The 15,568-nt window shown below is 38.0% G+C and carries 9 protein-coding genes and 2 pseudogenes; 6 read left to right on the top strand and 5 right to left on the bottom strand.

All coding sequences use genetic code 11. From position 1 onward, the window contains the following. Positions 1 to 18 precede the first annotated feature (18 nt). The 3 genes and pseudogenes from A9G40_RS14340 to A9G40_RS15500 form a co-directional block, all read left to right on the top strand. Positions 19 to 186 (top strand): transposase, encoded by a 168-nt coding sequence (locus tag A9G40_RS14340; RefSeq protein WP_081302208.1) that lies wholly within the window; start codon positions 19 to 21, stop codon positions 184 to 186. After that, the gene (locus tag A9G40_RS08495; protein ID WP_075539491.1) at positions 186 to 998 is read left to right on the top strand and encodes an IS3 family transposase; all 813 of its coding nucleotides are present in this window, start codon (positions 186 to 188) and stop codon (positions 996 to 998) included. The genes A9G40_RS14340 and A9G40_RS08495 overlap by 1 nt, the downstream gene beginning before the upstream one ends. Before the next feature lie 10 nt (positions 999 to 1,008). Then, positions 1,009 to 1,392 (top strand): annotated as a pseudogene (locus A9G40_RS15500) (transposase); the annotation flags it as partial. Positions 1,393 to 1,443: 51 nt separating this feature from the next. On the opposite strand, the gene A9G40_RS08485 reads toward A9G40_RS15500, so the two are convergent. The 3 genes from A9G40_RS08485 to sohB form a co-directional block, all read right to left on the bottom strand. Next, the gene (locus tag A9G40_RS08485) at positions 1,444 to 3,048 is read right to left on the bottom strand and encodes a bifunctional aspartate transaminase/aspartate 4-decarboxylase (protein ID WP_065582695.1); all 1,605 of its coding nucleotides are present in this window, start codon (positions 3,046 to 3,048) and stop codon (positions 1,444 to 1,446) included. Positions 3,049 to 3,077: 29 nt separating this feature from the next. Then, on the bottom strand, positions 3,078 to 4,778 hold the full coding sequence (aspT, locus tag A9G40_RS08480) for an aspartate-alanine antiporter (RefSeq protein ID WP_065582694.1): 1,701 nt from the start codon (positions 4,776 to 4,778) through the stop codon (positions 3,078 to 3,080). Positions 4,779 to 5,066: 288 nt separating this feature from the next. Then, positions 5,067 to 6,176, bottom strand: a complete 1,110-nt coding sequence (gene sohB / locus A9G40_RS08475) for a protease SohB (protein ID WP_065582693.1) — start codon at positions 6,174 to 6,176, stop codon at positions 5,067 to 5,069. 152 nt (positions 6,177 to 6,328) lie between these two features. On the opposite strand from sohB, the gene A9G40_RS08470 reads away from it, so the two are divergent. The 3 genes and pseudogenes from A9G40_RS08470 to A9G40_RS08460 all read left to right on the top strand — a co-directional run bounded on the left by A9G40_RS08470 (position 6,329) and on the right by A9G40_RS08460 (position 9,953). After that, the gene (locus tag A9G40_RS08470) at positions 6,329 to 8,029 is read left to right on the top strand and encodes a formate--tetrahydrofolate ligase (RefSeq protein WP_218057991.1); all 1,701 of its coding nucleotides are present in this window, start codon (positions 6,329 to 6,331) and stop codon (positions 8,027 to 8,029) included. Then, positions 8,029 to 8,448 carry an RnfABCDGE type electron transport complex subunit B gene (locus tag A9G40_RS08465; RefSeq protein ID WP_065582691.1) on the top strand — a complete coding sequence of 140 codons (420 nt, stop codon included), beginning with the start codon at positions 8,029 to 8,031 and terminating at the stop codon, positions 8,446 to 8,448. Before A9G40_RS08470 ends, A9G40_RS08465 begins: the two co-directional genes overlap by 1 nt. A gap of 88 nt (positions 8,449 to 8,536) precedes the next feature. Then, a pseudogene (locus A9G40_RS08460) lies at positions 8,537 to 9,953 on the top strand (IS1182 family transposase). Positions 9,954 to 9,993: 40 nt separating this feature from the next. On the opposite strand, the gene ltrA reads toward A9G40_RS08460, so the two are convergent. Together ltrA and pflB are read right to left on the bottom strand one after the other, a co-directional pair. Beyond that, positions 9,994 to 11,712, bottom strand: coding sequence for a group II intron reverse transcriptase/maturase (gene ltrA / locus A9G40_RS08455; protein ID WP_065582690.1), 1,719 nt, complete (start codon positions 11,710 to 11,712; stop codon positions 9,994 to 9,996). Between the two features lie 1,506 nt (positions 11,713 to 13,218). After that, positions 13,219 to 15,501, bottom strand: coding sequence for a formate C-acetyltransferase (pflB, locus tag A9G40_RS08450; protein ID WP_065582689.1), 2,283 nt, complete (start codon positions 15,499 to 15,501; stop codon positions 13,219 to 13,221). Positions 15,502 to 15,568: the final 67 nt, after the last annotated feature.

Raw genomic sequence — 15,568 nt, 5'->3', positions numbered from 1 at the left:
CTCTGTCGTAAATAGGGCATGGGTAATTCAACTTTCTATAAATGGCGTGATAAATACGGTGGTATGGAAATTTCAGACATCAAACGTTTAAAGGAGCTGGAGGCGGAAAACCGTAAACTTAAACAGATGTTTGCTGAGCTCAGTTTAAAATCTCAGCTTCAGGAAGATATCATAAAAAAGCTTTAGTGCCAACAGGGGCACGTAAAACGTGGGCACAGCAACTACAACAAAATCATTCAGTTACTATTGCTATGAGTTGTGCCATTGTTGGTTTAAGCCGTTGTGCTTACTATTATCAAGCTAAGTTACAGGATGATTCGGTGATTGTTTCGGTGTTGAATGCTATCACAGACCGGCATTTACGCTGGGGCTTTCCTAAATGTTTTAATCGTATCAGAAAGCTCGGCTATCAATGGAATCATAAACGGGTATATCGGGTGTATTGTGAATTAAAGCTTAATCTCAGGGTAAAGCGTAAAAAACGCATTCCTCCACGATGCCCGGAAAGGTTATTAGCCCCCAATAAACAAGGTGAATGTTGGTCAATGGATTTTATGAGTGATAGTCGCTGTAATCAACGTCGCTTTAGGACATTCAATGTTATCGATGACTTTAATCGTAAGGCGTTAGGTATTGATATTGCAGTAAGCTTACTGGCAGGAAGGATTACCCGTTACTTAGATAAACTGGCCGAATATCATGGGTATCCATTAAAAATACGGGTCGATAATGGGCCAGAATTTACAGGAAAAACCTTTACCAACCATGGTATAACCATTGATTATATCCAGCCCAGTAGCCCTTATCAAAATGGCTATATTGAACGATTTAATCGTACCTATCGTACTGAAGTACTCGATTTATATCTTTTTAACAACTTAGCTCAAGCAAGGAGAATAACTGAAGAATGGTTAACAATTTATAACACCGAAAGACCGCATGAGGCATTAAATAACATGACACCGCTCGAATATAAAACACTAAAACAAACAGCATGATTTTCTACTTGAATCTTGTACTAAGTTTGGGGTATTTACAATCACACGGCATATCTGGGAAGCAGATAAAGAGAAAGCCAACGAGATTCGTTTAAGTCAGTGGGGTAAAAAAGTCTATGCTCGGCGAAAAGAAACGATAGAGCGCAGCTTTGCTGATGCTAAACAACATCACGGACATCGCTATGCACGATTTAGAGGAAGAGCGCAGGTTCAAATGCAGTGTTTATTGGCCGCAACGGCTCAAAATATCAAGAAAATAGCGATAAAGCTATTTTTGTTACGTTTTTTTAAGCTATTTTTTAATTTATTTAATAAAATCCAAATTAAAAATCCTATTTATGGTTTAAATAAAAAAATAAACCCCGAATTATATCGAGGTTTGTCATCAATCTGACCCTAGATAAACTAGGGTTTGATTAATAGTTAGATAAAAAAATCTAAATAATTAGCTATTTTTCTTTGCTTTACCTTGATACTCAGCATAATACTCTTCGGCCAATTTACGCATTGATAAACCAATCGCTGCATATTGATATTCATTTAAGTTAGCCAACGATGCTCGAGCAGAAGGATGTTGTACAGCAAATCCTTTACCTGGTAATAGAACGACCCCCGCTTCGTCTGCTATTCTAAATAACATCTCAGTCGGATTTTTATTTTTTAATATCCATTGAGCAAATTTATCGTCATATAATTCTCGGCAAATATGCTCAAGATCAACAAGTGTATAATAATCAACACTGTTTTTATCGGTGGTATGTTTAAGCCCCAAGTGTTGGTAAAGTGATGTTGCACGGCGGCGGATAAGTGATTTTAGTGCGTTTTTATAGCTTTGATCACTATCCATCATTTCACACAATGCAAATAAGACCATTTGTACTTGTTGTGGTGTTGAAAGGCCTGCAGTGTGGTTTAATGCTACAGCACGACTATCAGCCACTAAGCGATCGATAAATTTAAGATTTTCCGGATCAGTCGTAATTGAGCTATAGCGTTTATTTAAGATCTGTTTAGTTTTGCTTGGTAATGCTTTAATGGTTTTATCTATCACATTATCATTAGCCGTTGCTATAACACCTAATCGCCAACCTGTCGCACCAAAGTATTTAGAAAATGAATAAACTAAAATAGTATTTTGCGGACAGATTGCAAATAAAGATTGGAAATCATCGGCAAATGTACCATAAACGTCATCGGTCAAAATAATCAATTCAGGACGTTTTTTAACAATGTCAGCGATAATTTTTAAGCTTTTATCGTCAATTTTAACTGATGGTGGATTAGATGGGTTAACAACAAAAAAGGCTTTAATTGCTGGATCTTCTAATTTACGCAATTCTGACTCAGGATATTGCCAATTTGAATTAGGATCAGAATTAATTAATACCTCAACCAATTGATAATCATTGAGTTCTGGAATTTCAAGATAAGGTGTGAATATAGGCGCACCAATAGCAATTTTATCGCCTTTTTGGATTAATCCGTTTTCTTTCATGGAGTTAAAAATATAAGCCATGGCGGCTGTGCCACCCTCAACGGCAAATAAATCGATATTATCACGATCTAGATATTGGGCACCCATTTGCTGTAAAACATAGGCTTTAACAATATCTTCACTAAAGTGGAGCATTCTATCGGGTACAGGATAGTTACATCCTAAAATACCTTCTACCATTTCTTGTAAAAAAGCGTTTTCATCAAGCCCAAGTTGATCGCGGATATAAGAAAAAGCTTTACCTAAAAATGCAACACCAGGGGTATTATAATTTTGACAAATAAAATGTTCAAAGCGTCCAGTTAATCCTGCTTTAATTGGCATACCGCCAACACCTTCATTTAAATATGAAAATGACATTTCGGATTCTTGAGTGGCAAACACACCTAATTGGAAAAATGCTTGACGAGGCCAAGTAGCCAAAAAGTTTGGATTACCTCTACCCGCATTTAACATCACCCGATCAGTATGGCTTTGTGCCAGTTTAATTAAGTTATCTTTTAATTCAAAAGGACTTAAATTAGCATATTGGCTATATTCTGTTTTGTTTTTCATACATTAGTACCCTTAATTTGATATATCAATTAAACAAAAGCAACAACTAATGGACCTAATAAAGTTAGGAAAACATTAGCTAAAGCGTAAGTAATAGCAAAAGAGCTAGTTGGCGTTGAATTGCCAGCTTTATTAAGCACTTCACCGAAAGCGGGGTTAGCACTTCGCGATCCTGCTAAAGCACCAGCAAATACCGCTGCATTTTTATAGCCAAGGACATACTTTCCGAAATAAATGGCAAGTAGCATTGGTAGCAAAGTAACAACCACACCAATTAAAAATAGAGATAAACCTTGTTCTTCAATTGTATTAATTGCTTGAAGACCAGAACTTAATCCCACAACAGCAACAAATCCAGCTAAACCAAAATCTTTTAAAAGCTGCACTGCACCAGTAGGAATATTACCGATAGTTTGGTGAGCCGACCGATACCAACCAAATAATAATCCTGATAAAAGCGCACCACCTCCAGCACCTAATGTGATAGGAATATTACTTACGCGAATCACAATTAAGCCAATAATAAGGCCAACAACAAGCCCTAGACCATGGAATATCCAGTCAGTTTTTTCACTTTTGGTAATTGGCGCACCGATTTTGTCAATAACACGACGAAGATCACTATCAGCACCATAAATAGTAATAACATCGCCAAGTTTTAAATAAATATCATTATTAAGGGGAAGAGATTGTCCATCACGATTAACCGCTAAAAGATAGATGCCATGTTTTAACTTCATCACTTCATCTGATTGAAGTACTTGGGTAAGATTTTCACCTTCATAACGGCTATTACGCATTTCAACATCTAACTTATTCATTACCACATCCATTCCAGATGCTGAATTCACTTCACTACCAAGTAGATCATGTGCTTTAATCATTGAATCACGATGACCCACAACAAGAATAATATCTTTCGACTTTAATACTGTTTCTGGCATTGCTTCGATGATTTTATTGCCACGTTTGATACGCTCAATACTAATGCCATTAATAGTTTGTTCAACATGCGCCACTGTTTGATTAATTTTATTGGTAATACGATACAACCGACCACTAATATCAGATAAAGCTAGATTTTGAGCAGCACTTAATGAAAGCGAACCATGAAGTTGCTCAGCCTGTGCTTTTATTGCGTCATCACCAATATCTTTACCCATGATTTTTGGCAGAATATTGACACAGACAATAATGGCACCTAGTGAACCAAATATATAGGTCACAGCATAACCAATAGTTACATTTGCTTGCATTTTTCTTAATTCATCGGCGCTTAAACCTAATTGGCTTAATGCATCAGAGGCTGTGCCCATAATTGCCGATTGTGTCAAACCACCCGCGGCTAATCCAGCAGCAAGACCTTTGTCTAAATGGTATAATTTGGCTAGTACGATAACAGTCATAAAACTTGCAACTGCAATAAATAATGCTAAGAAGATTTCACGTAAGGTTTTTATACCAAGTGAACGGAAAAATTGCGGACCACTTTCATAACCCACTGCATAAATAAATAACGCAAAAAGAATCGCTTTAACACCAGCGTCAATAGTCACACCCAAAACGCTTAAAGCGACAGCAACAAGCAACGAACCAGCAACACCACCGAGTTGGAATTTGCCTATCCTAATGCCACCAATCAAATACCCTAAACTCAACGATAGAAATAATAAAATTTCAGGGGAATGTTTTAGTCCATCTAAAATCCAGTTTGAAAGCCATTGAAACATAATAATTGTCCTCAAGCGTAATGATTTATGAATTAAAAAAAGAAATGTAATAAGGTGGAGCTATATCCATCAAACTATATGAATATAGGCTTATATTAAATTGCAATTAGATTAATAGATAGTCAGTTTTAACAATTAATATTATCGTTAGAAGATAATAGATAATGATTGTGGGAATTAAATAAAAAAGATAATAATTTGATTTATAAATAAAAAATAAATAATATGCCAATCAGCATATTATTAATACGAAATTATGAATAATTCAATGCATTATAAAACGGGCTATCACAGCCCGTTTCCTTGCCTTAAAAACAGTCTTTCCACATCTTTTATTACATTTTTAGCTAACTTTTCAGATAGTTTTTGCCGACGTAAATAACTAACAGAGATAATTTTATGTGTATCTAAGTGAGATAAGATAAAGTCATCGCTCGTACTGATTTCGTCAACTAAGCCTTTATCTTTAGCTTGAGTTGCAAACCAGTGCTCGCCAGTTGCAACTTGTTCGATATCAACATTTGGGCGGTATTCTTTAACAAAGTCTTTAAATAAAAGATGGGTTTCTTCAAGCTCTTGTTTGAATTTTTGTCGACCTTCATCGGTGTTTTCACCAAACATGGTTAAAGTACGCTTATACGCACCTGCTGTTTGCAATTCAATATCCACATCATGCTTTTTAAGCAAACGATTAAAGTTAGGAATTTGAGCAACTACCCCAATAGAGCCCACAATAGCAAATGGTGCAGCAATGATTTTTGACGCAGTACATGCCATCATATACCCACCACTGGCTGCAACTTTATCGACGACAGCCGTAAAAGGAATATTACGCTGTCTAAACCGTAACAACTGCGATGCCGCAAGCCCATAACCATGGACTACACCACCAGGGCTTTCAAGTTTTACTACAACTTCATCTTCTGGTTTAATAACAGCTAATACAGCGGTAATTTCTTGACGTAATTCTTCAACTTCGTGTGCATCCATACTACCATTGAAAGACAATACAAATAATTTAGGTTTGACTTGTTGATCTATATTGTTTTCTGCCAACTTTGTTGCATTATCTAGCGCCGATTTTTCGTCAGATTTTTCTTGGTTTTTGACTTGTTTCTTTTTTTGCTTAGCCGCTAATTTTGCCTGCTTCTTTTCGCATTTTTTCTGTTTTTTAATATCTTTCATAAACAGTTTAGCTTCTAGCTCGCCCATGCTTGACATTAGCATATCATCTTTGACTTGCTCGTATTCTTGACTAATATCTTTGACAGATAAGCGTCCACCAACCGTTGCTGATTTACGACGTTGGCTTAATATAAAAATCAGTATTGCTAAAATGGCAATAACGACTGTCGCCGTCTCTGCTAAGAAAAGCGAATATTCGGAAAACCAATTCATTTAACTATTATCCTTTTATTGAATGTTTTTAATTATTATAACAAGATAATTACCAATTGTGCCGAAAATAAGTAAAGATAAAATTGTCTCTTTATTCGGCAATTCAAATTCTTTATACTGACATTCCAATTTATTGTTAGATGAGAACTTATATGCCATTACGCCCAATTACCGAAATAGCAAAACAATGCAATATCCCTGAAGAATTTGTCCTACCTTATGGCAAACATGTGGCAAAAATCGATTTGTCTATTCTAAAAGCGAATCAAAACAAGCCTAGTGGCAAATTGGTATTAGTTACCGCTATCACACCAACCCCACTCGGTGAAGGAAAAACGGTTAACACAATTGGATTAAGTGAAGGACTAAATTATATTGGTAAAACAGCAATTGCTTGTATTCGTCAACCCAGCTTAGGACCTGTATTTGGTGTCAAAGGCGGAGCTGCTGGTGGCGGTCAAGCTGAAGTATTACCGATGGAAACGTTAAATTTGCATTTAACGGGTGATATTCATGCAATTACTGCGGCTCACGACTTGGCGTCGGCAGCATTGGATTCGCGCCTTTATCATGAAGCGCGTTTAGGCGATGAATTTACTGCGCAGACTGGTTTACCTCGTCTAAATATTGATGAAAACCGCATTGTTTGGAAACGAGTAATTGATCATAATGATCGCTCGCTTCGCAAGATTACTGTTGGTGTTGGCGGTGGTGTTAATGGAATCACGCGGCAAGATGGATTTGAAATTACCGCAGCATCAGAGCTTATGGCAATTTTAGCATTAGCCTCAGATTTACACGATATGCGTAAGCGCATTGGTCGCATAATTCTCGCTTATAATACTCAAGGCGAAGCGATTACCGCAGAGCAACTTGAAGTTGCTGGTGCAATGACAGTCTTACTTAAGAACGCAATTAACCCAAATTTGATGCAAACCGTTGAACATACTCCTGTGCTTATTCATGCAGGACCTTTTGCTAATATTGCCCATGGTAACTCATCAGTCATTGCTGATCGCATTGCTTTACAACTTGCTGATTATGTTGTAACCGAAGCTGGATTTGGCTCAGATATGGGCATGGAAAAATTCTTCAATATTAAATATCGCCAAGCGGGTATTAAAGCTTCGTGTGTAGTGTTAGTTGCCACCGTGCGTAGCTTAAAATCAAACAGTGGTAAATATAACATCAAACCAGGACAAGCAATCCCGAAAGAAATTTCAGAATCAAATGTTGAATTACTTGAAATTGGTGCAGCTAATTTAGCGTGGCACATCAACAATGCTAAAAGTTATGGGCTACAAGTGATTGTTGCCATTAACCGTTTTCCACATGATAGCGAAGAAGAGTTGGCATTTTTACAAAAATATGCAATTGAGCATGGTGCATTTGCCTGTGAAGTAAGTGAAGTTTTCACTCAAGGTGGTAAAGGCGCAGAAAAACTAGCTAAGCATGTGATTAAAGCATGTGATACGCCAAACGAAATCAAACTACCTTATCCTGACAACATGCCTCTAGTAGATAAAATTCAAACTATGGTGAAAAAGTATGGTGCCAACAAAGCTAATTTATCGACTACTGCACTTGAAAATATCAAAGAGATCGAAGTACTAAAACTGGACCAGTTGCCACTTTGTATTGCTAAAACACCAATGTCAATTAGTGCTGATGCAAACCTAAAAAATGTACCTACCGATTTTGATGTCGATATTAGTCACTTAGCGATATCTGCAGGTGCTGGTTTTATTCGTGTTTATGCTGGTAATGTAATGACCATGCCGGGGTTAGGCACTAACCCAGCTTATAGACAAATTGATATTGACAAAGATGGTAATATTGTAGGTTTAAGTTAATGCAAGAAGTGATTATGCAAACTAAACAAGAATACAAAGCATTTATTGATGAAGAAAGCTGTATTGGCTGTGGCAAATGCATCCGTGTTTGCCCAACCGATGCTATTGTCGGCAGCAAGCAAGTATTGCACACCATTTTGCCACAATTATGTACCTCGTGCAGTAATTGTATTAATACCTGTCCAACAGACTGTATTACATTAAGCACACTAGGTACTACATTGACTGAATCAGAAGAGTTAGTACTAACTCAGAAAAAACAACAACGTTTGAGCCATAACCAACTCGTACCGCCCACAATATTATTTCCTCGCGCAATGCCAGTTAATAATACCAATACGATTGCGCCAAAGGATCGCAAACAATCCATTGCTGATGCTATTGCCAGAGTTAAAGCAAAAAAAAACCTCGCTAAATAGCGAGGTTTCAGATTGATGACAAAGAACTCGCTTTTTGACGAGTTCTTTGATCTAATAGAGAGGAGTCCATTATAAGAGAAGTTCTTCTATGCTAAAAAAACCAACTCCAGCGACACCAGAAAAAATAGAGCAAATCTCACTAGATGCGCTTGTCCCCCAAAATCATCTTGTTCGTAAAATAGCTAAAGTCATTGATTTTGAATTTATTCGAGAAGCGGTAGCACCACTTTATTGCCCTAATAACGGTCGTCCGGCAGAAGATCCGGTCAGACTGTTTAAAATCATGCTATTGGGGTATCTTTTCGGTATCCCCAGTGAACGTCGTCTGGTTCAGGAAATTCAGGTCAATTTAGCTTACCGCTGGTTTCTGGGAATGGGATTAACCGAAAAAGTGATTGACGCCTCTACACTCAGCCAAAATCGTCGCCGTCGGTTTAATGACAGTGAAATCTATCAACAGGTTTTTGATAATATTGTTGAGCAGGCCATTGCCAAAGGGTTGATAAGTGGTCGGGTTTTATATACGGACAGTACTCACCTAAAAGCAAATGCCAATAAAGGCAAGGCACGTAATGAGCAGCGTATTGTTGAGCCCAGTCAATATATTGATGCGCTTAATCAAGCCATCGACGGTAGAGAAATACAAGGAGGTTAAAGTCAGTACAACAGATCCGGACAGTGGCTTTATGCATCGGGAAGGCAAGCCTAAAGGGTTCTTCTACTTAGATCACCGAACGGTTGATGGCAAACATAATTTAATTACCGATACCTATGTCACAGCTGGAAATATCCATGATTCCCAGCCTTACATGGCTCGATTAAAACGCCAGCTAGAGCGGTTTGGCTTTAATCCAGTTGGTGTCGGTCTTGATGCGGGTTATTTTACGGCTCCCATTTGCCATTTACTGCTGGCAGAGCAGATATATCCGGTGTTGGGTTATCGTCGCCCCACCCATGGTGCGAATCCCATCAGAAAAAAGCAGTTTATCTATAACGGTCAAAACGATACTTATACTTGCCCAAACGGGCAAACATTAATATATAAAACTACCAGCAGGGAAGGTTATCGTCATTATCATTCTGATGCAACAACCTGCAAAATCTGTCCGTTATTGTCACAGTGTACACAGAGTAAAAATACACAGAAAGTCATCACACGGCATATCTGGGAAGCAGATAAAGAGAGAGCCAACGAGATTCGTTTAAGTCAGTGGGGTAAAAAAGTCTATGCTCGGCGAAAAGAAACCATAGAGCGCAGCTTTGCTGATGCTAAACAACACCACGGACATCGCTATGCACGATTTAGAGGAGGAGCACAGGTTCAAATGCAGTGTTTATTGGCCGCAACGGCTCAAAATATCAAGAAAATAGCGATAAAGCTATTTTTGTTACGTTTTTTTAAGCTATTTTTTAATTTATTTAATAAAATCCAAATTAAAAATCTTATTTATGGTTTAAATAAAAAAATAAACCCCGAATTATATCGAGGTTTGTCATCAATCTGATAGCGCCTTAAGGGCGCTATTTTAATTAAGTAATCAATGACTAAAGTCGGGTAGCAACGACACATTGAACTTTAGTATGACACACAGGATGTAATAATACCCTGTTTTTCAGCTTATTATCCCCGCCATTTACACGGTATATGATATGGTGGTCATGCCAGCCCGTCTCTTTTGTGATAGAAAGATGACATAATCCACAACGCCCTTTTTGTTCCTTATATAACCTTTGCCATTGACTTCTGTGCGAATAATCTTCGTACATCCGTTTTTGGTATAGCGTTTCGCCGTATAATTCCCATTCAGGTAGAAACGGATTGTATTCCGATTTCACCTTTACATGACGTTTAATTTCTGTTTTACTGCACAGCAGTAATTCCATCCATATCTTTTCGCCGTGCCGATTCGTTGTATGTGTACCAAATATCCAGTCCCTGCTTTGTATCCTTGTAAAATATTTCTCTTTTACAAATCGTTTCCGTCTGTTACTGTGTCTTCGACAACACCAACGCCAAATCGCTCGCCAGACTAAATGGTCTACTTTACTGTACGCTTCTTTAGCGACAATGCTACGGTGATAGTTAGCCCATCCCCTTAACATTGGATTTAATTTTGCTATCAGTATGTCTTGCTTAACCATCTTCATTGCGCTTATTGTCTCTTTTACCTTGCGATAAAATGCTTTCACATTCTTTTTACTCGGTTTTATCAACAATTTGCCTTTAAATGATTTTACTGTCCAGCCTAAGAAATCAAATCCTTGCTCGATATTAACAACATGAGTTTTCTTTTCCGATAAGGTTAATCCCCTTTCTTTCAAAAATTCCCGCATTATTGGCAGAGCTTCATTTTCAAGTAATTCTTTCGAACTCCCCGATATAATAAAATCGTCCGCATATCGAACCATGTACACCTTATTGGCTCGCCGTTGTCTATTTCCTATTACACCGAAGTGTTTCGTTAATAGTTCGTCCATGCCATCCAGTGCCATATTCGCCAAAGTCGGTGAAATAATACCCCCTTGTGGTGTACCTTCCTCCGTCCGCTTGACCTGCCCCATGTCCACTACGCCCGATTTTAACCATTTTGCTAATATCCGCTTATTCATCGGTATATTCGCTATTAACCAATCATGGCTTATATGGTCAAAACAACCCTGTATATCGGCATCCAATACCCATTGCGCCGTTTGTCTCATTTGACTCCCTTTGCGTGAGAATATCTTATGCTCGTGGCTTATCGCGTCCGCCGTTGAGCGATTGATGCGAAATCCATACGAGTTTTTATCTGCTGTAGTTTCAGCAACAGGCTGTAAAGCAAATAAGTATAGCGCTTGCATTGCTCTATCTTTCATGGTCGGAATGCCTAATGGGCGCTTCTTTCCATCCGATTTCGGAATATAAACCCGCTTTAATGGCTTCGGTCTATATCCTTTACTTGTCAGCGTTGCAATCGCTTCCCATTTACTCTTTGGTGTTGACCATGTTACTTTGTCAACGCCTGCCGTTCTTTTACCTCTGTTTTCCGTCACCCTTCGTACTGCCAATTGCTTGGCGTACGTTGAGCGTGTTAGTAACCTTTGTAAGCGTTTAACCTTACGGTAGTCACCTTCAATTGTTGCCTTCGCAATCCGTACCTGCAATCCCTTAACATGTTTTGTTGCTTTGACCCAATCTATATTGTGCCATAGCTCATTCATGTCAGGAGTCGCTGGAGCTGGACTACTTTTAACTTTTTTGTTAACCTTAGTGTACTCTTTCATACTTACTCCTGTAGTAACAGAAATAAGCAGAAATCTACTTGGTTTGGTGTGAATAATTTCTTCTCGTGTGAACAGGGAGAAGAATTATTCAAGTTACCAAATAAAATTCTACTTCTCTGTCACATGGTGAATTGTTAGAGTAGGGAAATGGGCTTGTTTTCACTTGCCTGTTTCCTTTCCTCACCCAATCATTCCCGAAGAAATGACCACAAAAGGATTAGCCAACATCTTACGATGAAAGACCAGTTAGAAGTCTGCACCCTTTCGAGTTAGGTCATATTTCATACCCTATATCAGCCATTACAGCCAATCATTCGCTTTCTCTAACCTCCTTTACCTGCACTCCCAACAGTATCGCTTGCGCTTTACCTGCCCTAAGGCGGAAATACAGGCTTACCAAGTTCCATTATTATCACACAAATAGTTAAGATGTTGTCTGTTCGCCGATAGTGTTTATGATGACGTATCCCCAATGTAAAGAAGGATAACCCACTATGTACCATTTTGGTTAGAGCTTGTCAGTAGCTTAAGCTCTTTGCAATTCACGGCGTTTATCAACAATTCACTTACGTTCATCTTTCTATTTAGCCTAGCCCCTCATGACATGCTACTTGTCATTACTTAACGTTACCTCACGATAAACATTAACCTTGCTATTCCTCAAGGGGGTACATTGTCGGGAAGCTCCGCACCAGACCGTTACCCGTCTCGCACTATCCCTAGGCTACTGTTAGTCATATAACAGGTTGTCTATTCATCATGCTTATTTCCTATAATTACGATTGATTCAACAATGATAATAACAGCTTACGCACTGCTTATATAACTGCTCGAGTGAAATAAGTAGGCTCTTACACCTGATATTTTACCAATAATATATTGTAGACATGATTCTCCATTGCCCCTTCATTATCAACCTTAAAGTTAGTATTACGCTTAACTTTAATATTGTGTTGATTAATGTTGCGACTAATCACTTTGTCTATATTGTAATTACTTTCTTAATGTTTTACCCTGTGGTTTTGAATAAACCCTGGGCATTAAGTCGTATCTTATTAGTTAAAAAGAGACGTCGGCAATCGTTTTATTGCTCGCCTTGTAGTTGTGTATAGTCCAACTATGACTGGAGAGTGTAAGACTCTCAAAAGGCTCCAGTTTACTTCATGGCGAAGTTTTGATGTCAGCTATATCTTCGGCTCATCATGTAGTTGTATATAGTTCAACTCTGGACTGGTAAGGTTTATACCTTACAAAGGGCTTACAAGAATACGTCCCCTCTTGTATACGGGTTGAAAGGTTATCTCTATAACGCTTTCTGTATTATCTCCCTTTCGGGAGTATGAAGGCTCCCTCGAGGAGTTTACAAGCTGGTAAATAAGGAAAGAATATTTCATCTTCGCGCTTATCTACCGATAAAAGGGGAAAGTATTTCATTTCCGCCTTTTATCTTACTTGATTTTTACAAAAAACTTCATAAAAATCAAGTATTTAGTGCTGCTTGTCGCACTACATAGATTGCGTAAATGTACGGCTAATTACGTCATTTTGTTGTTCTTTAGTTAATGAGTTGAAGCGTACCGCATATCCAGAAACACGAATGGTTAATTGCGGATATTTTTCAGGGTGCTCCATTGCATCTAATAATGTATCACGATTTAATACATTAACATTTAGATGTTGACCACCTTCAATTGTTGCCTCGTGATGGAAGTAACCGTCCATTAAGCCAGCTAAATTGCGTTTACGCACATCATCATCTTTACCTAATGCATTTGGAACGATAGAGAAAGTATAAGAAATACCGTCTTTAGCATAAGCAAATGGTAATTTAGCAACAGAAGTTAATGAAGCCACAGCACCTTTTTGGTCACGTCCGTGCATTGGGTTAGCACCTGGTCCAAACGGCGCTCCTGCACGACGTCCATCTGGTGTGTTACCTGTTTTCTTACCATATACAACGTTTGATGTAATTGTAAGTACAGATTGTGTTGGAATTGCATTACGATAAGTTTTAAGTTTTTGAATTTTCTTCATAAAACGTTCAACTAAATCAACAGCAATGTCATCAACTCGTGGGTCATTGTTACCAAATTGTGGGTATTCACCTTCAATTTCGAAGTCAGTCGCTAAACCATCTTCATCACGAACTGTTTTTACTTTAGCGTATTTAATCGCAGAAAGTGAGTCAGCAGCAACAGAAAGACCCGCAATACCACATGCCATAGTACGAATAACATCACGATCATGTAATGCCATTAATGATGCTTCGTAGCTGTATTTATCGTGCATATAGTGAATTGCATTTAATGCTGTTACGTATTGTTTTGCTAACCAATCCATAAAGTGGTCTAAACGAGCAAATACTGTATCGAAATCTAAATATTCATCCATAATTGGATCTTCTTTAGGACCGACTTGCATTTTTAATTTTTCATCCACACCGCCGTTGATTGCGTATAGAAGTGTTTTAGCAAGGTTTGCACGCGCACCAAAGAATTGCATTTGTTTACCAACGATCATTGGGCTTACACAACATGCAATAGCATAGTCATCATTGTTAAAGTCAGGACGCATTAAATCATCATTTTCATATTGTAATGATGAAGTATCAATTGATACTTTTGATGCAAACTCTTTAAACCCACTTGGTAATTTTTCAGACCAAAGGATAGTCATATTAGGTTCTGGTGATGGACCCATTGTATATAAAGTATTTAAGAAACGGAAAGAAGTCTTAGTAACTAAAGTACGACCATCAACTCCCATACCTGCGATAGATTCAGTTGCCCAAATTGGATCGCCAGAGAATAATTCATCATATTCAGGAGTACGTAAAAAACGAACCATACGTAATTTCATAACGAAATGGTCAACAATTTCTTGCGCATCTTTTTCCGTAATTAATCCTGCTTCAAGATCACGTTGGAAGTAAATATCAAAGAAAGTCGACGTACGACCTAATGACATTGCCGCACCATTTTGTGATTTAACCGCAGCTAAATAACCAAAATAAGTCCATTGAACAGCTTCTTGTGCTGTTTTAGCAGGTTCAGAAATATCGAAACCATATTTAGCCGCCATTTCTTTGATTTGACCAAGTGCACGATGTTGTTCTGCGATTTCTTCACGACGTTGCATTGTCATGGCTAAATCAACACCATTTTCAAAATCAGCTTGTAGTGAATTGAATTGTGCAAATTTGTCTTTCATTAAGTAGTCGATACCGTAAAGTGCTACACGACGGTAATCCCCAATGATACGACCACGACCATAAGCATCAGGAAGACCAGTGATAACCCCTGATTTACGACAACGAAGGATATCTGGCGTATAGATATCGAAAACACCTTGGTTGTGGGTTTTGCGGTATTCAGTGAAGATTTTTTTGACTAATGGATCTAGCGTTCTGTTATAAGCTTTACAAGAATTCTCGATCATTTTGATACCACCAAACGGGATAATCGCACGTTTTAGTGGTTTTTCAGTTTGTAAGCCAACAATTTTTTCTAAATCTTTTTCAATATAACCTGCGTCATGAGCAGTAATTGTCGAAATAACACTGGTATCAAAATCCACAGGGGCATGGGTAGCATTTTCAACTTTGATGCCTTCCATTACTTTAGCCCATAACTTAGTTGTAGCTTCTGTCGCGCCAACTAAGAAAGACTCATCACCCTCGTATGGCGTGTAGTTCTTTTGAATAAAATCGCGGACATTAACATTATTTTGCCAATCACCATCTTTAAATCCTTTCCAAGCAACAGCTTGTACTTCGTTTAAATTACTCATAGTTTTTCACCTCAGGTTTACAAAAATATCTATTCATCCTTTTTTATATGAGGATAAATATCATAAA

This window comes from Gilliamella sp. Nev3-1, assembly GCF_001690435.1.
Taxonomy (GTDB): domain Bacteria; phylum Pseudomonadota; class Gammaproteobacteria; order Enterobacterales; family Orbaceae; genus Gilliamella; species Gilliamella apicola_C.
This window is presented reverse-complemented; position numbering and strand designations above follow the sequence as displayed.

What these genes read in the sequence shown, in the direction of transcription:
- A9G40_RS14340 (WP_081302208.1), top strand. Translation starts at nt 19, where the DNA reads ATGGGTAATTCAACTTTCTATAAATGGCGTGATAAATACGGTGGTATG.
- A9G40_RS08485 (WP_065582695.1), bottom strand. Translation starts at nt 3,048, where the DNA reads ATGAAAAACAAAACAGAATATAGCCAATATGCTAATTTAAGTCCTTTT.
- aspT (WP_065582694.1), bottom strand. Translation starts at nt 4,778, where the DNA reads ATGTTTCAATGGCTTTCAAACTGGATTTTAGATGGACTAAAACATTCC.
- sohB (WP_065582693.1), bottom strand. Translation starts at nt 6,176, where the DNA reads ATGAATTGGTTTTCCGAATATTCGCTTTTCTTAGCAGAGACGGCGACA.
- A9G40_RS08470 (WP_218057991.1), top strand. Translation starts at nt 6,329, where the DNA reads ATGCCATTACGCCCAATTACCGAAATAGCAAAACAATGCAATATCCCT.
- A9G40_RS08465 (WP_065582691.1), top strand. Translation starts at nt 8,029, where the DNA reads ATGCAAGAAGTGATTATGCAAACTAAACAAGAATACAAAGCATTTATT.
- ltrA (WP_065582690.1), bottom strand. Translation starts at nt 11,712, where the DNA reads ATGAAAGAGTACACTAAGGTTAACAAAAAAGTTAAAAGTAGTCCAGCT.
- pflB (WP_065582689.1), bottom strand. Translation starts at nt 15,501, where the DNA reads ATGAGTAATTTAAACGAAGTACAAGCTGTTGCTTGGAAAGGATTTAAA.